The organism is Sphingomonas sp. Marseille-Q8236 (genome assembly GCF_965112005.1).
This window is the reverse complement of sequence record NZ_CBCOPO010000001.1, coordinates 1,164,186-1,182,735: the sequence shown is the minus strand read 5'-3', so window position 1 is coordinate 1,182,735 and position 18,550 is coordinate 1,164,186. Positions and strand designations below refer to the sequence as shown.

The window sequence follows — 18,550 nt, the reverse complement described above, 5'->3', positions numbered from 1 at the left end:
CAGTCCGCGTCATAACGCGGCGAAGCATGCCCGCTCGTATGACGGGGCGGTGACGTCCGCTACATCAACGGTCGCCAGACAGAATATGCAGGAAAGCCGCGCGTTCGACCTATTCGGCCAGGGCGGCAAGCGCCTTCGCGCCCTCGATCTTTCCAAGTGCGACGAACAGATTTTGCAGCATCGCCCGCTCTTCGTCGGTCAAATGCGGATTCCAGGCGTCGAGAATCAGGACCGCACGCAGTTCCGCACTGTCATTCCACGCTTCATGCTCGATCGTGTCGTCGAAGGCGAAAGCCTGCCCTTCGACCCAGGAGCGCGTCTCGCCACCGACTCGAAAGCCGCATCCATCGGGTACGATCAGCGGCAGATGGACGATCGCGCGAACGTTGCTGACCCCGGTATGCGCGGGCAGGCGCGTGCCGGGTTTCAGCACCGAGAAGAAGGCGGTCGGCCCCTTGCCGGGAATATGCGCCAGCGGCAGTCGATCGAGCAGTGCCATGGTCTTGGGACAGGCCGCCACCATCGCCTCGTCACGCACGCCGTAACGCCACAGATAGCGCGCGCTCCACGCTTCCGAATGATCGAGCGCGGTCCATTTATTCTCCGGCGTTCCGGCCTCCATCGCGACATAGGGCGTAAAACCGCTGTCGGGTAGCGCGAGAAGCGCCTCAAGCTCGGCACGGATCGCCGGCGTGGCGGCCTCCAGATCGGCGAACCAGGGGAAGCGATCGCGTTCGAAGAATTCGTCGGCGGGCAGGAAGGGAAAATGCACGCCGTGACAAGCATTGTGATAAATGGCGCGGCGTCCCAGCAGCGCATCGACGCAGCGATCGAAGCGTCGGCGTCGATCGGTGGGAATATCGCCCCATTGTGGCGTCAGGACCGCGTCGAGCCGATCCCCCAGCGCCTGCGCCCGCGCCGTGACACGTGCCTGCGCATGGGCCAGCAATTGCTCCAACCCCGGCGAACGCTCGGGTAGCGATTGCAGCACCGTCGCGACGCCATGCCAGCGGAACTGGGCTTGCGATTCCTCGCCCGCCCGGTCGTGCCATTCGGCCATGCGCACATTGGCCATGACGTGCCGCTGATCCCGGTGAAGCACTTGCATGAGGGCGTCGCGTTCGCCCGCCACATCGCCCTGATCGCGCCGCGCGGTGGCCAGGTTCATCCAAAGCGGCGGTGCATCGGCATCGCCCGCGATGGCACGCTCGAACCACGTCGCGGCTTTGGCGGGATCGCTCGCCAACAGGCTCATGCCCATCGCGTTGCAGAGAATGGGATGGTCGGCGTCCTGCGCCAGCGCCTGATCCAGCAACCGGCGCGAACCCAGCACATTCCCCGCTGCCTGAGCGGCTTGGGCCTGTTGAAGCAACGACATGGCGGGCGCGGAAAGCGGCTGGGTCATGTCACGCGTTATGCGGTCGGAACCGGCGCGGTTACAAGCATCGTCCGCCCGGACCGGCAATTTCGCCAACGCGCTGGCGAATCGTCCCCACGCGCTAGAACAGTCGAGATCTAGCGACCTGCCATGGCGCACAATCCAAAAACCAGCATCGTCACCGTATAGACAAAGGCGGTGCGGCGTAGGCTGACCGAATAGCCTGGCGCCAGAAACGCCCAAACTCCCAATAGCGGAATGGTCAGCATGACGAGGAGCAGCCAAACCGGCATACGTCTCGGCTGTCGCGGTGGTTCACAAGCCGGCAGCCCAAAAGCCACCTCGCCAGGCTGCGTCATCATCACACGACCTCAATAAAAATGGGCGGCCCTTGCGGACCGCCCTTTCCCATAAGCGACATCAGTCGCCAACATCCGACTTAGAAGTGGATGCGGCCGCCGATGCGGAAGCCACGACCCACCGCGTCATAGGTCGACGGATAGGTGTTGCCGCTGTTGTACGAGGTCGAACCGGCATTCGAACCGACGATCGGCGGCTGCTTGTCCAGCAGGTTGGTCACCAGGATCGTGAATTCGAAATTCTCGGCCGCGCGGATACGCGTGCCCAGGTCGAGATAGTTATAGGCCTTGATCCGGTTGAAGTTCCAGTTCTGGCCCGCGATCGACGTGTTGCCGGTGATGACGCCCGAGAAGAGCGGGGTCAGGCCCGGCTCGTAACGGACCGTATCAATATGACGCCACAGCAGCGACAGGTCGACATCACCAAAGGTCAGCGTGGTGCGCTGGTTCCAGGCGAACTTCGGCTGGATGGTCAGGCAGTTGGCGCTGTAATAGCCGACGCATTCACGCGCGACCGAGTTCGGCGAGGCCTGGAAGGTGTTGCTGTTCGTCCAGGTGCCCTGGAAGTTCAGGTTCAACTTCGCAAAGCCCAGGTCGCGGCGATAGTCGACGCCCAGATCGATACCGTCGGTCGCGATACGGCCCAGGTTGGTCAAAGGCTGCGGCAGACCCGCCACCGTCGCCGACGAACCGCTCAGGCGGCCCGTGGTGGTGCTGCGACGGATGCTGGTGCAGGCCGTCGAAGTCGCCGAAGCGGCGGTGATGTTGCCGAAGCAAGCGGCCAGAATGTCCGCCGGGGTCGCTTCGGTGATCGCCTGGTTGATCTTGATGTTGAAGTAATCGACGCTGATGGTCAGCCCTTCGACCAGCGTACGCGGGGTCAGGATCGCGCCGACGGTGAAGGTGTCGGCAACTTCCGGACGAATGTTCGGGTTACCGCCGCCGGTCGCGTTGGGCTGGCCCGAAGCCGGGTTCTGGATCGAGCCGATCACCGCCGCCGGAGCGCCCTGCGCCAAGCAGATCGCCGCCAGATTGGCGTTGCTGGACGGAGCCGTACCGGCGCACGGATCGACGGTCAGGTTGACCAGATAGGTCGAGACCGGCGCGAACAGTTCGCTGATGTTGGGCGCACGAACCGCACGCTGATAGTTGCCGCGCAGCTTGAAGTCGGCAATCGGTTCCCAGCTGCCACCGGCCTTCCAGGTGGTGGCATTGAAGCTGGGGTTACCGGTGGCGTCGATCTTGTAGCGCGACTGGCGGATACCGCCTTCGACGGTCAGGCTGCGGAAGAACGGCTTGTCCTCGACCAGCGGGGCGATGACCTCACCGAAGAACTCGGTGACGTTGAAGCCGCCATTGACCGGCAGGACCGGGCCGCCCGCACCGCCCAGTTCGCCGGGAACCAGGGCATAAGCGTCTGGAATGCGCTGAGCGCCGTAATCGCGATATTCCGCACCGGCCGCGAAGCTGATTGGGGTGGAGGCTGCGGGCGACGCGAAGCCGAAGTCGCCGTTCAGCAGCGCATGGACCTGCGACAGCTGGGTCTTGGTGGTGATCGTGCTCTGACCGTTCAGGAACGCGGCCTGTTCCGGCGAGATGCTGCCCGCCTGACCGAAGAGGTTCAACGGCACGCAGCCATTGGTGGTGACGGTGCAGGTCGTGGTGTTCGTCGCGTTCAGCGCCTGCTGCACGCGTGACTTCAGCACGTAACCCGACTGGGTCTGGGTGTTCTGGCTTTCGCCATAGGACCCGTACACGTCGAGGCTCATCGACTTGGTCAGGTTCAGGCGGACACCGGCGGTATAGTCGAACAGCGTCGTTTCATACTCGCTGATTCGCGGCCCGAGCTCGACGGTGCGGCGATACACTTCCGGCAACGGAATGGCGGTGCTGCTGTTGCAGGTGGCGCCCAGTGCGATCCCGGCGGCCGAGCAGAGCTGGTCGCGAATGCCGGCGGGCAGATACGGGTTGTTGCCCGGAATGGTCAGCGCTTCGCCGAAGATGCCCGACGGTGCGATGATGGTCGACACCCGGTTCTTCGAGAACAGGCCGCGCGTATAGACGGTGACGGTATCCGACACGTCGTAATGCGCCGAGCCGTACATGTTGTAACGCTTAAACGGCGTGAAGAAGATGTTGTACGGGCTGAAATTGAAGTCCTGATACGGCGTGACCAGCAGGTTGCTGCCGGGATTGACCTGCAACAGGCCCGACTGACCCGCGATGGCGAGCGAGGTCGGAACCGAAGTCGGCGAACCGCCGGCGGCGCGGCCGGTGGTCGAGCTGATCGTGCTCGACGAATAGGGGCGATCGCCCTGATAGATGGGGTCCGCTTCCTGATAGCCGACGCTGAAGACAGCGTTGCCGCGACCGTCGTCGAAATTCGCACCGATGGTCAGGTCAGCACGGAAATAATTGCCGTCGCCGCGCTGCGAAATCTGCTGGCTGGCCGAGGCATCGACGCCCGAAAAGTCCGAACGGGTCACGAAGTTGACGACACCCGACACCGCGTCCGCACCGTAGGAGGTCGACGCGCCGCCGGTCAGCACATCCATACGCTCGAGCAGGGCGAGCGGGATGTTGTTGAGGTCGGTCTGACCGCCCAGACCCGCAGTCGCGATACGCTTGCCGTCGATCAGTACGAGGTTGCGGTTCGAACCCAGGTTGCGCAGGTTGACGAACGACGCACCGCCATTGCCGTTGTTCACGGCGGTGCCGATGCTGGGCACCGCGCCGGGCAGCTGACGCAGCACTTCCTCGGCGGTGTTGGTCTGACGCAGGGTCAGTTCCTCGCGACCAACCACGGCGACCGGGCTGGACGATACGAGGTTCGGGTTGCGGATCAGAGTGCCGGTGATGACGATGTCGCCCTGGCTGGACTCGGCGGTAACGGGCGTGCCGTCGCTGTTCGTCTGTTCGACGGCCTGATCCTGCGCAATGACCTGCGCCTGACCGGGCGCGGCGACGAAGCCTGCACCCATCAGCAACGTGGACGCCAGCAGGCGCACGCGAGCATTTGTTTTCATATGCTTAACCCCTTTTGTCGGCCTTATGACCTGACGTTTTCGACCCGAATATATCCGAGTGCTGCCATTTTATTACAAAGGTGTCGGCGATGGTTGCAAACGCAAACCCATCTATTTCATGACGTTGAATTCAGGTTTGTCGCCGCTGTGACATTACCGTCACATAACGCGCATCATAATTTCATCGCGGCCGTCGAAATTGAATGAAGGATACCAAGGCATATGAAATGGCTTCTTTTTCTAGCGTCTTGCATACCTGCGGTCGCGGCGGCGCAGCAAATCGGTGATCGCGGCAAGGCGGTCGACGAGTTGACCGCATGTCGCGACGTTCGCGGCGACGCAGCGCGACTACGCTGTTACGATCGGGCCGCGGAGGCCCTGGCGGGGGCGCGGGCATCGGGCGACTTACTGGTGCTCGATCGAAAGACCGTTGTAGCGCGCAAGCAACAGCGATTCGGACTGGCGACCCCAACCGGCGAGATGTTCGGCGGCGGCGAGGCCGACAAGGCGACCGAAGTCCGCCAGCTCGACAGCCAGATCGTCGCGATCGCGCCCGCCAAGGCCTATGGCCGCTTCGACTTGCAATTGGCCAATGGATCGGTCTGGCAGACCCTGGAGGCTTTTTCCTTTCCGCCCAAGACGGGAGCCAAGGTAACGGTGAAGGAAGCCTCGTTCGGCGGGTATCGCCTATCGGTGTCGGGCGAGCGGTCCGTCCTTGCCAAGCGTATCCGGTAACCGCGCGGCGCGCATTCTCACGGCATCGGCCCTGTTACCAGCAACGGGTCGAGCTTTCGTCCCTTCCATTGCAGGCTCCAGTGCAGATGTGGTCCGGTGGCGCGCCCGGTGGCGCCCACCGCGCCGATGACCTGCCCCTGCCGCACATGATCGCCGATGCCGACGTCGATGCGCGACAGATGCAGGAACGCGCTGTTGAGACCCTGGCCGTGGTCGAGCATCAGCAAATGCCCCTCCAGCGTGAAGGGCTGCCGGGCGGCCAGGATCACCACGCCATCGGCGGGGGCACGGACGATCGTACCGGTCGGCACGGCGATGTCGGTGCCGGAATGATAGCTGCCCGGTTCGCCGCGATAGATTCGCTGCGCGCCGAACAGGCCGGAAATCCGCCCGGTCACCGGCCATTGCAGCGTCTGGCGCCAGCCCTCCGCGTTGGTCGTCTGCGCACGGGCGGCGCGGATCTGTTCGAGCTCGGCGGGGCGCAGCCGCTGGAATTCGGGATCGGGCACGGGATATTTGGGCAGCCTGTCCAGCCGCTCGATCCGCCAGGCGCGCGGCGCGATGGTCAGCGTCTGGTGCAGGTCCGCGCCAGTGATCCGCGACGTGATGCACAGGTCGGCGGTCGGCTTCGCATCGCGGTCGAAGCCGATCAGGAACGTACCATCCGCATCCGGCACGATCGGTTCGCCGTCCAGCGCGACCGTCGACGACGTGTCGGCAAGCCGTGCGCGGACGAGGCCGCCCTGGCTGAGTTGCCCCGTCCAGCGAATCGGCGTCAACGGCGTGGGCGAAGGGGATACAACCTGTCGAGCCGGCGGCGGCGCGTCCTGGCGCAACGGGGTCTGCGGCGGCGCGGCGTCGGACGGCGTGATGCAGGCAGACAACACCAGCAGGCCGAGCGCCAGCCCCCCGCCCCGTGCCGTCATTCCGGGCTCAGCACCTTGGCGGTCGCCTCCGCATCGGCATAGGCTTCCTGCCGCGCCGCGCTCCAATATTTCAGGTCTTCCAGCGGGATGCGCCGACCCGTGACCGCGCAGACGACATGGTCGCCGGGCGACAGGACGCGAAAGCCATTGGCCATATAGTGAAGCCGTGCGGGACGATCGGTGTTGGACATCAGCATTGGGGCACTTTCAAGAGCGTCAGAGGAGCGTCGGCTGATCCGGCTTGGCCTGTTTGGGCTGGGACTGGTCGGCCTTGGGCTCCCGCTTGGGCTTGTCATAGTTTTTGGGCGCGGGCCGCTCAACCCCGGCCCGCTCGCCCGCCTGATCCACCGCGACATCGACCGTCCCGTCGCGGAAACGCAGCGTCAGCGTGTCCGCCGCCCGTGCCGCCTCGGCCGAGGACAGCGTCTCGCCGCCGGGCCGCGCGGTGATCCGGGCATAGCCCCGCTCCAGGATCCGGTCGGGATTAAGCGACTGGACCAGCCGCCAGGTCGAGGCCAGCCGGTCGCGACCACGCTCGACCTGACGCTCCAGGATCGCCGGGCGGAGCGCCGCCCCCGCGCGGTCGAGCCCGCCACGCGCCAGCGTAACCCGCCGCTCCAGCCCGCGATCGAGCCGTGCGCCCGCTTCGTCGGCGCGTTGGCGCTGGGGGCCCAGCAACTGGTCGCGCTTGGGCAATAGCCGCGCCATGGCGTCCAGCCGCTCGCGCCCGCGCTCGACATAGCGGCGCGCACAGCGTTCGGTGCGCTGGCGGTGGCTGGCGATGGTCAGGCGCAGATCGGCGAGCACCGGTACCGCGATCTCCGCCGCCGCAGTGGGGGTCGGCGCGCGCAGGTCGGCGGCATAGTCGCAGAGCGTCGTATCGGTCTCATGCCCCACTGCCGAGATGATCGGAATCGCGCAGTCGGCGACCGCGCGGACGACGATCTCCTCGTTGAACGACCACAGATCCTCGATCGAGCCGCCGCCGCGCGCGACGATCACCAGGTCGGGACGCGGCACCGGTCCGCCGGGTGCGATCGCATCGAAGCCCCGGATGGCAGCGGCAACCTCCTCCGCAGAGCCCGCGCCCTGCACCTTGACCGGCCAGACGATGACATGGGTAGGACAGCGATCCTCCAGCCGGTGGAGAATGTCGCGGATCACCGCGCCGGTCGGCGAGGTGACGACGCCGATCACCGGCGGCATGAAGGGCAGCGGCTTTTTCCGCTCGCGCGCGAACAGCCCCTCGCCCGCCAGCTTGGCCTTAAGCTTTTCGAGCAGCGCCATCAGCGCACCCGCGCCCGCCAATTCCATCCGCTCGACGACGATCTGATATTTGGACCGGCCGGGGAAGGTGGTCAGGCGGCCGGTGGCGATCACTTCCACCCCGTCCTGCGGCTGGAAGGGCAGCGTGTTGGCCGCACCCTTCCACATCACTGCGTCGATGACCGCATTCTCGTCCTTCAGGCTCATATAGACATGGCCCGAGGTGGCGCGCTTATACCCCGAAATCTCGCCGCGCAGGCGGACATGGCCGAACTCGCCCTCCACCATCCGCTTCAGCTTGAGGCTGAGTTCGCCGACGGATAGCGCGAGCGCGTTGTCGCCGGCGATCTCCTCGGCTACCAGCCTCGAACTTTCGTCATAGGGATAAGGATCGGGCATGAACGTCCTGTTGCTGGGATCGGGTGGCCGCGAACACGCGCTGGCGTGGAAGCTGGCACAGTCGAACGGGTTAGATACGCTCTACGCCGCGCCCGGCAACCCCGGTATTGCCGCCCATGCGACCTGCGTCGCGCTGAACGCGACCGATCACGGTGCCTTGGTCGATTTCGCGCGCGCCAACGCCATCGGCCTGGTCGTGGTCGGGCCCGAAGCGCCGCTGGTCGACGGGCTGACCGATTCGCTGCGCGCTGCGGGTATTCCCGTCTTCGGCCCCAGCAAGGCCGCCGCGCAACTGGAAGGGTCCAAGGGCTTTACCAAGGATCTGTGCCGCCGCGCCGACATCCCGACGGCCGGTTATGTCCGCGTCGCGACGCTGGCCGAGGCACAGGCCGCGCTCGCCAGCACCTTCGGCCTGCCGGTGGTCATCAAGGCGGACGGGCTGGCCGCGGGCAAGGGCGTGACCGTCGCCTTCACCCGGGCTGAGGCGGATGCCGCGGTCACCGACCTGTTCTCGGTCCCGGGCGCGGAAGTGGTGATCGAGGAATTCCTCGATGGCGAGGAGGCCAGCCTCTTCGTCCTGACCGATGGCGAGGCCTTGCTCCCCTTCGGCTCGGCGCAGGATCACAAGCGGGTCGGCGACGGCGATACCGGCCCCAATACCGGCGGCATGGGCGCCTATAGCCCCGCGCGCGTCCTGACGCCCGAACTGGAGCAACAGGCGATCGACCGGATCGTCCGCCCGACCGTCGATACGCTGCGCGCCGAAGGGACGCCCTTTTCGGGTGTGCTCTATGCCGGGCTGATGCTGACCGAGCAGGGGCCCAAGCTGATCGAATATAATGCGCGGTTCGGCGACCCCGAATGCCAGGTGCTGATGCTGCGCTTCCAGGGCGATCTGCTGGCGGTGATGCTGGCGGTGGCCGAGGGGCGGCTGGCGGAAATCCCTGCGCCGAGCTTCTCGCCCGACCCGGCGCTGACCGTGGTGATGGCTGCGGCCGGCTATCCCGGCACGCCCAAGGCGGGTGGCAGCATCGCGGCGATCGACGCCGCCGAGGCGACCGGCGCGGTCGTGTTCCAGGCGGGAACCCGGATGGACGGCGAGACGCTGGTCGCCAGCGGCGGTCGCGTGCTGGCCGTCACCGCCAGCGCACGCTCCGTGGGCGAGGCGCAGGCCGCCGCATACCGCGCGGTCGATGCGATCCGCTTCCCCGATGGCTTTTGCCGCCGCGACATCGGCTGGCGCGAGGTCGCGCGCGAAGCGGATGCTGGAACCGGGGACTGACTCCGTCGATTGGGCTCGCGATTGCGGCTGTGGGACAATAGGGTAAGGCGATGAACGATACGACGGCAGCAACCGGGGCCGCACCGGCCGAGAGCCTGATCCCCGATGGCGTGGCGACCATCACCACCATCCATTTCGCCCTGATCGCGCTCGTCGCGCTGGCGGCGATCGCGGTGATCATCATCGGCATGCGTTTGAAGCGCCGCCGAACTCATGCCGCACGCCAGGTGCAGGAAAATGCCCAGGATGCGGGCATGATCGTCCGCGCCCCCGATACCGCGCCGTTGAGCGAAGCCTCGCTGACCCAGCCCAAGCCGGTGCCGACGCCTGCGCCGAACCCGGCTCCCACCCCCGCACCCGTCCCGCCGCCGGCCATGCCCGCCCCGACGGCGCCGGAAGAGCCGGTGGCCGCCCCGGAGCCGCTGAGCGACGAACCGGTCGCCGCCGCCGCGCCGCTGTCCGCCAGCCCGGCGGCGGAGGCGGCCCCCACCGCCGCCCCGCTCGACCGCCCCGAGGATCAGCCGATCACGCTGCTCAAGGGGCTGGGTCCCAAGCTGACCCAGAAGCTGGCCGAGCATGGCATCGCCACGGTCGGCGACATGGCTTCGCTCAGCGAGGCGCAGGCGCAGGCGCTGGATGCGCAACTGGGGCCGTTTTCGGGCCGTATGGGACGTGATCGCTGGCTGGAGCAGGCGCGCTTGCTGGCGGCAGGCGACCGGGCGGGGTTCGAGGCGGTGTTCGGCAGGCTCTGACGGAACGGCGAAGCGCCTTTGACGGTTCAGCGGCGATGACCACCCTGTCCCCCGCATCGACCGCCTTGATCCTGATCGACTTGCAGGATGGTATTCTTCCCTATGCCAAGGGACCGCGATCGGGCGACGAGGTGGTGCAGACCGCCAAGACGCTCGCCGACCGGTTCCGCGCGGCGGGCGCGCCGGTGGTGCTGGTCCATGTCGGCTTCACCCCCGACACCTTGCCCAGCCAGAATGTCGACCGCCCCGGCTTGCCCTCCGAAGGATCTCCCCCGGAATTCAGCAAACTGGTCGCCGGTCTGCGCCAGCCAAGCGACATTGTCGTGCTCAAACATCATTGGGGGGCATTCACCGGCACCGATCTGGACCTTCATCTCCGTCGGCGAGGCATCCGGACGGTGGTGATCGCGGGCATTTCCACCAATATGGGCGTCGAGTCGACGGCGCGTTCGGCCTGGGAATTGTCCTATGACGTGGTCATCGTCGAGGACGCCTGTGCGTCGCGCTCGGCGGAAATGCACGAATTTGCGGTCGCGAACATCCTGCCCATGATTTCGCGGGTGGTGGCGTCGGAGGCAATCGAACTGCAACGCTGACCCTGAGGCGGTCGATCCGACTATGCCTATGGCTTTGCGCGGGCCATGGCGATCATCCGATATGCCTGGGCCCATCGAGCGAGATGGTCAGGGTGTCGATGTCTTCGCCTCGGTAGCGGCCGCCTCGTCATAGGACTGGCGTTGTTGCTCCTGCTCCGCCAGCGGAGGCACGCGCAGCGCCCGCCGCATGGCGTCGGACGCCAGAGTCCGGTCATAGGGTTCCTGCGTCGCCTTGCCGCCACGCGGGACCCGATACTGCGTTCCTAACACCTGCGACTGGCCGATCGACTGGAGATACCGGTCGAGCGTGGCGGAGGCGATCCACACCGCCTGCGGCTTGCCCCGCGCCACGGCGATCATGGCGAGCAGATGCGCCTTCAGATGGTCGTTCGGCCCATCGCCATGCTGGAAGAGAAAGGCGGCGTGATAGAAATCATCCCCGCTCTGCAACGCCCCCGAATCGAGCAGTTGCTGCGTCCTCGCCCTGCGCTTCTTGTCGGCGGCACTCACCACGGTCCAGTCGATCGAGGGGGACATGCGATCCTTCTGATCCGCTTCAAAGATCGCAGTCATCTCGGCATTGGTCGGGCGCGAGGTGACGATCGGATAGGGGCGAGCGGCGTCCCACCGCCCCAATGTCGACCTATTGCCCGACGCCCGCGCCAGATGCAGTGGATCGGTTTGGAACAGAGCATAGGAGGCGGTCAGCGTCCCGTCCGTCTCGCAATGGACGCGAAACACATCCGGCTCGCTATTTGGTTCGGGATCGTCGAAGGTCAGTTCCAAATCTTCGCCCATCGGTCGGACCGATCGCGCGATGCGCCGGACCATGGGCCCGCGCACTTTGGTAATGTGTTCCCCATCCGATTCGAAATGTCGCGGCCGCTCCCAGCTCGCCCCCAGTCCTTTTGCCGAGGAATGGATACCGAACTGGAACAGTGTCGTTCCGCCCGACTGAAACATCCAGTCTCCATCGGCACAGGGCACGGCAGCAGCCGAAGCAGCGGCGAGCAATAATGGCAGCAGAATCGGCATGGCGCATCGTGACACCATTGCCGATAACCGACAACTGGTAAGACAATTATCGGCGCTCCCGCTTTTTAGCGATATTGCAGGCAGCCATGAACATCGATAGCCTGCCATGATGAGGTTACGGTCGATCACTATCGCTATGTCGGCCCTTGTGTTCGCCGGAACAGGCATGGCGACCGAACAAGAACCCAAAGATCTCGCTATCACTACGACTTACATACCACCTGACACTTGCCTCGTGCATTTTGAGGGAGAGTCCTTCATCCTGCCGAGGGACAGCGCGACCATGACGGCGAAGCTGCAAGATCTGCGCAAAAGCTGGGCGACGGCCTCGATCGTCGGTGGTCCCGCCCTTCCCTATCGCTGCATCGGGGGAGTCATCTATTTCGCCCAGAGGGCGGGGTTCGAGCGGATCGGCTTTACCGGAGAGTCGCACCGGGCTGGGAGTGGAGCCGCCCCTAAGCCTCGCTGACCAGCAATTTGTCGATCCGCCGCCCGTCGAGATCGACCACCTCGAAGCGCCAGCCCTGCTCGACGAAACTCTCGCCCTCGCCGGGAAGATGGCGGAATACGGCGAGCGCCAAACCGGCCACGGTCGCGTAATCGCGGTCGTCGGGCAGGTCGATGCCCAACCGGTCGGCCAGCGCATCCGCCGCCATCGTCCCCGCGACCAGCAGCGATCCGTCGTCACGCTCGACCACCGAGGGCGCGTCGCCCGGATCGGCGTCGGAGGCGAATTCGCCCGCGATCGCCGCCAGCAGATCGGACGGGGTCACGATCCCTTCGAAATGGCCATACTCGTCATGGATCAGCGCCATCGGCACCTCGGCCTGGCGCAGCGCCAGCAGCACGTCCATCGCGTCGATCCGGTCGATGACGACGGGCGCCTTGCGCATCAACTGCTTCAGGTCGAGCCGCTCGCCCCGGAACAGCGCCATGGCGATGTCGCGTGCCTGGACCACGCCGACCACCGCGTCGATCGACCCTTCGCCCACCGGCAGGCGGGTGCGCGGGCTTTCCAGCAGCTTGGCGCGGATCGCCTCGTCATCCAGGGTGCAGTCGAGCCAGTCGATCTCGGTACGCGGCGTCATCACTTCGCGCACCGGCCGGTCGGCCAGCCGCACCACGCCCGAGATGATCGAGCGCTCATGCTCCTCGATGACGCCGGACTTGGACGCCTCGGCAACGATCAGGTGCAGTTCCTCGGCCGTCACCTGATCCTCATTGTCGCGATTCAGGCCGAGCAGCTTGAAGATCACCCCGCTGGTCGAATCGAGCACCCAGACGATCGGCGCGGTGACGATCGCCAGCCAGCGCATCGGCACCGCGACGAAGGCGGCGATCGGCTCGGGCTTGCGCAGCGCGAATTGCTTGGGGACCAGTTCGCCCAGGATCAGCGAGGCATAGGTGGTTAGCCCGATGACCAGCGCGAAGCCCAGCGTCGCGGCGGTGGCGGCGGGCACGCCCCAGGCCTGCAGCCGCGCCGCCGTGGGCGTGCCCAGGCTCGCCCCGGAATAGGCGCCTGCGATGATCCCGGTCAGGGTGATCCCGATCTGAACGGTCGACAGGAACTTGCCCGGATCGGCGGCCAGGGTGAGCGCGGCCTGCGCACCCTTGCGCCCGCTTCGCGCCATCGCCTCCAGCCGGGCACGCCGGGCGGATACGATCGCCAGTTCGCTCATCGCGAACGCCCCGTTCAACGCGACAAGCGCGAGGATGATGAGGACGTCGATCCACGGAAAGGGGGGCAGCGTTGCCATCGTTGTAAGGTGCTCATAGCGGGCCGGACAGGGCTTCGACAACTCCTCTCGTCATGTTCCGTTCAGTTCACCTGCGGAACAAGGCGGTCCGACGCGGCGTTCCGGGGGTCGAGACGCCGTCCAAAACTAACAAGGATCATGTTTATGCGACTGCCCGCCAAGTTTCTGACTGCCGCTGCGCTGTCCGCCCTCGTCGCCACCTCGGCCTGCACCACCGATCCCGAAACCGGTCAACAGCGTCTCTCCAAGGCCGCGATCGGTGGCATCGGCGGCGCGGTGGGCGGTTATCTGCTGGGCGATCTGGTCGGCGGTCGGCGCGACCGGACCGAGAAGATCCTGGGCGCCGGCATTGGCGGCCTCGCCGGGGCGGGAATCGGCGCGTATATGGACAAGCAGGAACGCGACCTGCGCGCCCGCACCGCGGGCACCGATGTGCAGGTGGTTCGCCAGGGCGACGACCTGCTGCTGAACCTGCCCTCGGGCATTACCTTCGCCTATAACTCGTCGACGGTGCAGCCGCAGTTCCGCCAGACGCTGGACCAGGTCGCCGACATCCTGTCGCAATATAAGCAGACGTATATCGACGTGTACGGTCACACCGATTCGACCGGCAGCGATGCCTATAACCAGCGGCTGTCCGAACAGCGCGCGGTGTCGGTGGCGGACTATCTCGCCTCGCGCGGGGTGCAGCCCGCCCGAATCGGCACGCGCGGCTTCGGCAAGTCGCAGCCGATCGCCTCGAACGACACCGAGGAAGGCCGCGCCGCCAACCGCCGCGTCGAGATCAAGATCGTTCCGATCCGCGAGGGCGACCTGCGCTGATGATGAGGCGCTTGGACGCCGCGTGAAGAGGGGCCCGGACGGAATGCCGTCCGGGCCCTTTCCATTGGGCGGCCGCATGTCATGCCCTCGTCATGCCGATGTCACTCGCGATCTGGTTTGTCGGTCATGATCGGAAAGAGAGGGCGAACCGGTATGGCGGCGCGCGAAAAGGTCGGAGGATGGCTTGCCGCCCGCTGGGCTCCGGCGTTGTTGACCGGGGTTTTCGTGTTTGTGGCGCTGACGATCCTGGATCGCTGGAATATCGCACCTCATTCGCTCTGGCGCGCGGCGGTGGTCGGCGGAGCCTGTGGTTTCCTTGCGACGAGCCTTATCCACCGGTTCGCCGCCCACCCACCCCAGAAGTGATGTTCCCCTACCGTCGCGCCGCGAAGAAATCGCGCAACAGAGCCGCCGCCTCCCCTTCCCCGATGCCGGTATAGATTTCGGGCCGGTGATGGCATGTCGGTTGGGCGAAGAAACGGGGGCCATGCTCAACGGCCCCGCCCTTGGGGTCGCTGGCACCGTAATAGAGGCGGGCGATTCGCGCATGGGCGATCGCCCCCGCGCACATGGCGCAAGGCTCCAGCGTGACCCAGAGGTCGCAATCCTCCAGCCGGTCGCGCCCGAGCGACGCGGCGGCGGCGCGGATCGCCTGGATTTCGGCATGGGCGGTGGGGTCGTGCAGTCGGCGCGGCGCGTTGGCGGCGACCGCCACGATCTCGCCGTTCCGGACCACCACCGCGCCCACCGGCACTTCGCCCGCCGCCGCCGCCCGGACAGCGGCATCGAGCGCGGCGCGCATCGGGGCGGGAAGCGGGAACATCGTTTCTCCCTGCCCCACGCTGCCGAGCGGGACAAGGGGGCAGACGATATGCGACTCGCGGCTTCTTACTGGGCGTTGTCGGCGGGCTTCTCGACCGAGACGGTCGGCACCTCTACCGTCTTCTGGGTCGTACCGACCGACACCTTGGGCCCTTCGGCGCGGAAGGCCGGGGCCTGGACGACGGCGGGGCGGGTCTGGTCGATGCTGATCCAGCCCATGGCCATGGCACCTGCGGCCAGCAATAGGACGATGCCGATAAGGACGAGAAAGGCGCGCATGGCTCTGGCTCCAACAGGTTCGTGGCCGTAACAACGCGCCTGCCGACAGGGCGGTTGCACGACGATGTGATGGGCCGCGATGGGGAATCGGTTGACGTGCCTGTCGGGACGGGGTATCGGCGCGGCCTTTCCGGGCACTGCCTGAAACCAGGATAACGATCATGTCGCGCATTTGCGAGCTGACCGGCAAGGGCCGGCAGGTGGGCAACAATGTTTCCCACGCCAACAACAAGACCAAGCGGACGTTCCTGCCGAACCTGCAGAACGTGACGCTGATTTCCGATTCGCTGGAGAAGAGCGTGCGTCTGCGCGTCTCGACCCACGGCCTGCGTTCGGTTGAGCATAATGGCGGCCTGGACAACTGGCTGGTCAAGACCTCGGACGATCAGCTGTCGCTGCGCGTGCGTCGTCTGAAGCGCGACGTCGTCAAGAAGCTGGCCGCCGCCAAGACCGAAGCCGCCGCCGCGTAATTCGCGACAGGCCGGTTGACGGGTTGAAGCCCGCCGCTCCTGGGAGCGGCGGGTTTTCGTCGTTGGGGTCAAGATGTGGGTCGGGCATAATCTTTGGCTTCGGCACCGGGCATCGAATTTTATCCTGAGCGACTGGCTTGTCGTCCACTGGACGGCCCAGGCGAAACCCCAAGCCCCAACGAATCACCGCTCTGCGGGCCGCCGATCCAGTCGGAATTTCAATAGATAGGTGCGCTCCAACGGAAACTGGTTGTCATCCGACACCAGCCACAGGATCGTTGCCCCGGCTTCATGGGTCACCGCCACCCCCTCGAAATTGTCGTGGATCAGCGGCGCGTCGAGTTCCGCAAGCAGGCGCCCCCGCGCCACCCGCCCCGGCGCGACCTCGGCGGCGGGTACGTACATGATGCGATTCGAAAAGCGGAATGGCAGGCGGAATTGCCGCTCGACCACGATCAGCGCGCCATCGGGCAGCGCGGCCACGTCCGCGACATCGTGATTCGGCGAGACCATATAGGCGAAACGCCGGGGCCGGTGGCGCAGCGGATCGCCCGCGAAGATCAACCCTTGGCGACTCCACCGGCGCGCCTCCGCGCTGCCCCGCCAGCGCGGGCGGTCGATCCTCGCTTCTTCCGAGATGGTGACGAATCGCCCATCGGGCATCCGCGCAAGCGATTCGGGACCGCCATTGCCGGGCCAGTCCGCCATGGCGGGTGGCGCGACATAGCCCTCCGCACGGGCGAAGTCGGGGGCGTAGCGCCAGATCTGGTTGAAATTCTCGAACCCCACCCACAGCGTGCCCGTGGTCGGATCGACCGCCAGCGACTCGCTGTCCCGATCGGATTTGAGCCATCCGTTCGCAGGCCCCGAGGGAAGATTGTCGAAACGCAGGCCATGCGGCTTCCAGTCGGCCCCCATGGTGAAACGCGCGACATTGCCCCCATCGCTGAGCAGCATGAAATGCTCGCCAGAGACGGTCAGCGACGAGAACCCGCCAAAGGCCGGGGAGCGCCCGGTCAGTTCGACCCCGCCCAGATAGGTCAGCGCACCCAGCCGACGCCGCGACGAATCATGCGGGTCCAGCGCGACACGATGCGCATCCATCTGCGGTGCGCCTTCATAAAGGGACAGGCGATCACGCCCCGCCCATCCCGGCACCAAGGCCAGAATCAACAGGCAGGACAGGAGGATGCGCATGACGCCTCATACGCGCTGCGGCGCAGCACGACAGCCTTATTCGTTTTCGACGCGGCCCCGTCACCCGACGGGCGGATAGCTGAACGGCGGATAACCGCGGCATTCAGGAAGCGCTCAATCCGAATCGATCATTACGGCTTCAACGACGACGGACGGGACCGTCGATCGATGACGTTTCGGGAGTGAGACCATGATGAAGACCCTGACCCTGGCCGCGACCACGCTGGCGATGATCGGCGGCGCCGTCCTGCCCGCCACCGCGGCGGATGCGCACCGCTATCGTCGGGCCTATCATGCCGATCGCTATGATCGCGGCTATCGCGACGGCGCGGCGGCGGAATATCGCAGCCAGAAGTGCCGCCGTTCGGGCACGACGGGCACCATCGTGGGCGCCGTCGCGGGCGGCCTGCTGGGCCGGACCATCGACACGCAGGGCGACCGTACGCTGGGCACGCTGATCGGCGGCGGCGCGGGGGCGCTGGCGGGCCGGGCGATCGAGCGGTCGGGCCGTCCGGGCTATTGCGGTTAAACGAATAGGGCGGGCGGGCCCATTGGCCCACCCGCCCTTGCTCTCCTCGCGTAGCGTATCGAGGACGGAACGCCGATCTCCCTGACCGGGGAGGTCGGCGTTCTTGCATTCCTCAATACATATGCTGACCGCCATTGATGGACAGGGTCGAGCCGGTGACGAAGCCCGCCTCGTCCGAGCACAGGAAGGCCACGCCGCGCGCGATCTCATGCGCCTGGCCCAGGCGGCCGACCGGAATCTTGGCGACGATCTTTTCCAGCACGTCGGCAGGAACGGCGGCGACCATGTCGGTGTCGATATAGCCCGGCGCGATCGCGTTGACGGTGACGCCGAACCGCGCCCCTTCCTGCGCCAGTGCCTTGGTGAAGCCATGGATGCCCGACTTGGCGGCGGCATAGTTGACCTGACCATATTGGCCTGCCTGGCCGTTGATTGAACCGATATTGACGATACGGCCCCATTTGCGCTCGCGCATGCCGGGGAAGACCGCCTTGGCCATGTTGAAGCAGCCACCCAAATTGGTGTCCATGACCTCCTTCCACATCTGGTAGGTCATCTTGAGCAGCGTGCCGTCGCGGGTGATGCCCGCATTGTTGACCACGATGTCGACCGGGCCCAGTTCCTCGGCCACCTGCGCGACGCCGGCCTGCACCGCGTCATGGTCCGCGACGTCCCATTTATAGGCCTTGATGCCGGTCCGTTCGGAGAATTCGCGGGCGCGTTCGTCATTGCCCGCATAATTGGCGGCGACGGTGACCCCCGCCTCCTTCAAGACCAGGCTGATCGCCTCGCCAATACCGCGCGTACCACCCGTCACAATCGCGACCCGTGCCATCAAACCTCTCCCAATTGTCGATTGTGGCTTAAAAGGGGCACACGCCATCCGCAATGGCAAAGCCGGGACGAAACCTAATATAACG

General features: G+C 65.9%; 21 protein-coding genes. 9 read left to right on the top strand and 12 right to left on the bottom strand.

Going from position 1 to position 18,550, the window contains the following annotated elements; translation table 11 throughout:
- Positions 1-109 precede the first annotated feature (109 nt).
- From ACWPWT_RS05605 to ACWPWT_RS05595, 3 genes are all read right to left on the bottom strand, one after another.
- Entirely contained in the window at positions 110-1,405 is a 1,296-nt protein-coding gene (locus tag ACWPWT_RS05605) for an aspartyl/asparaginyl beta-hydroxylase domain-containing protein (RefSeq protein ID WP_454278878.1), read from the bottom strand.
- Positions 1,406-1,515: 110 nt separating this feature from the next.
- Positions 1,516-1,671, bottom strand: coding sequence for a hypothetical protein (locus ACWPWT_RS05600; protein ID WP_454278877.1), 156 nt, complete (start codon positions 1,669-1,671; stop codon positions 1,516-1,518).
- Positions 1,672-1,817: 146 nt separating this feature from the next.
- On the bottom strand, positions 1,818-4,763 hold the full coding sequence (locus ACWPWT_RS05595) for a TonB-dependent receptor domain-containing protein (RefSeq protein WP_454278876.1): 2,946 nt from the start codon (positions 4,761-4,763) through the stop codon (positions 1,818-1,820).
- Positions 4,764-4,985: 222 nt separating this feature from the next.
- On the opposite strand from ACWPWT_RS05595, the gene ACWPWT_RS05590 reads away from it, so the two are divergent.
- Positions 4,986-5,498 (top strand): hypothetical protein, encoded by a 513-nt coding sequence (locus tag ACWPWT_RS05590; protein ID WP_454278875.1) that lies wholly within the window; start codon positions 4,986-4,988, stop codon positions 5,496-5,498.
- 17 nt (positions 5,499-5,515) lie between these two features.
- Here ACWPWT_RS05590 and ACWPWT_RS05585 read toward each other — a convergent pair whose 3' ends face one another.
- Genes ACWPWT_RS05585 through xseA form a run of 3 tightly spaced genes read right to left on the bottom strand, consistent with a single transcriptional unit; the run spans position 5,516 to position 8,089 of the window.
- Complete coding sequence (locus ACWPWT_RS05585) at positions 5,516-6,424, bottom strand: M23 family metallopeptidase (protein WP_261268610.1); 909 nt, start codon at positions 6,422-6,424, stop codon at positions 5,516-5,518.
- On the bottom strand, positions 6,421-6,621 hold the full coding sequence (locus tag ACWPWT_RS05580) for a DUF2093 domain-containing protein (protein WP_261268609.1): 201 nt from the start codon (positions 6,619-6,621) through the stop codon (positions 6,421-6,423). Before ACWPWT_RS05580 ends, ACWPWT_RS05585 begins: the two co-directional genes overlap by 4 nt.
- 19 nt (positions 6,622-6,640) lie before the next feature.
- Positions 6,641-8,089: an exodeoxyribonuclease VII large subunit gene (xseA, locus tag ACWPWT_RS05575; RefSeq protein ID WP_454278874.1), complete on the bottom strand. Its 1,449-nt coding sequence runs from the start codon at positions 8,087-8,089 to the stop codon at positions 6,641-6,643.
- On the opposite strand from xseA, the gene purD reads away from it, so the two are divergent.
- Genes purD through ACWPWT_RS05560 form a run of 3 tightly spaced genes read left to right on the top strand, consistent with a single transcriptional unit; the run spans position 8,088 to position 10,719 of the window.
- Positions 8,088-9,371, top strand: coding sequence for a phosphoribosylamine--glycine ligase (gene purD, locus ACWPWT_RS05570; RefSeq protein WP_454278873.1), 1,284 nt, complete (start codon positions 8,088-8,090; stop codon positions 9,369-9,371). The two genes, xseA and purD, sit on opposite strands and share 2 nt — an antisense overlap.
- A 50-nt stretch (positions 9,372-9,421) precedes the next feature.
- The gene (locus ACWPWT_RS05565) at positions 9,422-10,123 is read left to right on the top strand and encodes a hypothetical protein (RefSeq protein ID WP_454278872.1); all 702 of its coding nucleotides are present in this window, start codon (positions 9,422-9,424) and stop codon (positions 10,121-10,123) included.
- Positions 10,124-10,158: 35 nt separating this feature from the next.
- Positions 10,159-10,719 carry a hydrolase gene (locus ACWPWT_RS05560; protein ID WP_454278871.1) on the top strand — a complete coding sequence of 187 codons (561 nt, stop codon included), beginning with the start codon at positions 10,159-10,161 and terminating at the stop codon, positions 10,717-10,719.
- Between the two features lie 87 nt (positions 10,720-10,806).
- Here ACWPWT_RS05560 and ACWPWT_RS05555 read toward each other — a convergent pair whose 3' ends face one another.
- Positions 10,807-11,517 (bottom strand): hypothetical protein, encoded by a 711-nt coding sequence (locus ACWPWT_RS05555; protein WP_454278870.1) that lies wholly within the window; start codon positions 11,515-11,517, stop codon positions 10,807-10,809.
- A 520-nt stretch (positions 11,518-12,037) separates the two neighbouring features.
- Here ACWPWT_RS05555 and ACWPWT_RS05550 point away from each other — a divergent pair.
- Complete coding sequence (locus ACWPWT_RS05550; protein ID WP_454278869.1) at positions 12,038-12,223, top strand: hypothetical protein; 186 nt, start codon at positions 12,038-12,040, stop codon at positions 12,221-12,223.
- Here the strand turns inward: ACWPWT_RS05550 and ACWPWT_RS05545 are convergent.
- The gene (locus ACWPWT_RS05545) at positions 12,210-13,511 is read right to left on the bottom strand and encodes a hemolysin family protein (RefSeq protein ID WP_261268602.1); all 1,302 of its coding nucleotides are present in this window, start codon (positions 13,509-13,511) and stop codon (positions 12,210-12,212) included. The two genes, ACWPWT_RS05550 and ACWPWT_RS05545, sit on opposite strands and share 14 nt — an antisense overlap.
- A gap of 144 nt (positions 13,512-13,655) precedes the next feature.
- Between ACWPWT_RS05545 and ACWPWT_RS05540 the strand changes: the two genes are divergently transcribed.
- Complete coding sequence (locus tag ACWPWT_RS05540; RefSeq protein ID WP_261268601.1) at positions 13,656-14,333, top strand: OmpA family protein; 678 nt, start codon at positions 13,656-13,658, stop codon at positions 14,331-14,333.
- Between the two features lie 153 nt (positions 14,334-14,486).
- Positions 14,487-14,699: a hypothetical protein gene (locus tag ACWPWT_RS05535; protein WP_454278868.1), complete on the top strand. Its 213-nt coding sequence runs from the start codon at positions 14,487-14,489 to the stop codon at positions 14,697-14,699.
- A 7-nt stretch (positions 14,700-14,706) separates the two neighbouring features.
- On the opposite strand, the gene ACWPWT_RS05530 is transcribed toward ACWPWT_RS05535, so the two are convergent.
- Positions 14,707-15,135 carry a nucleoside deaminase gene (locus tag ACWPWT_RS05530; protein WP_454279889.1) on the bottom strand — a complete coding sequence of 143 codons (429 nt, stop codon included), beginning with the start codon at positions 15,133-15,135 and terminating at the stop codon, positions 14,707-14,709.
- 86 nt (positions 15,136-15,221) lie between these two features.
- Positions 15,222-15,434 carry a hypothetical protein gene (locus ACWPWT_RS05525; protein WP_261268599.1) on the bottom strand — a complete coding sequence of 71 codons (213 nt, stop codon included), beginning with the start codon at positions 15,432-15,434 and terminating at the stop codon, positions 15,222-15,224.
- 161 nt (positions 15,435-15,595) lie between these two features.
- Here ACWPWT_RS05525 and rpmB point away from each other — a divergent pair, with 161 nt between their 5' ends.
- Positions 15,596-15,904 (top strand): 50S ribosomal protein L28, encoded by a 309-nt coding sequence (gene rpmB, locus ACWPWT_RS05520; RefSeq protein ID WP_056432158.1) that lies wholly within the window; start codon positions 15,596-15,598, stop codon positions 15,902-15,904.
- A 183-nt stretch (positions 15,905-16,087) separates the two neighbouring features.
- Here rpmB and ACWPWT_RS05515 read toward each other — a convergent pair whose 3' ends face one another.
- Positions 16,088-17,101, bottom strand: a complete 1,014-nt coding sequence (locus tag ACWPWT_RS05515; protein ID WP_454278867.1) for an esterase-like activity of phytase family protein — start codon at positions 17,099-17,101, stop codon at positions 16,088-16,090.
- 190 nt (positions 17,102-17,291) lie between these two features.
- On the opposite strand from ACWPWT_RS05515, the gene ACWPWT_RS05510 reads away from it, so the two are divergent.
- Complete coding sequence (locus tag ACWPWT_RS05510; RefSeq protein ID WP_261268597.1) at positions 17,292-17,630, top strand: glycine zipper 2TM domain-containing protein; 339 nt, start codon at positions 17,292-17,294, stop codon at positions 17,628-17,630.
- A 112-nt stretch (positions 17,631-17,742) separates the two neighbouring features.
- On the opposite strand, the gene phbB is transcribed toward ACWPWT_RS05510, so the two are convergent.
- Positions 17,743-18,465, bottom strand: a complete 723-nt coding sequence (gene phbB, locus ACWPWT_RS05505; RefSeq protein ID WP_454278866.1) for an acetoacetyl-CoA reductase — start codon at positions 18,463-18,465, stop codon at positions 17,743-17,745.
- Positions 18,466-18,550: the final 85 nt, after the last annotated feature.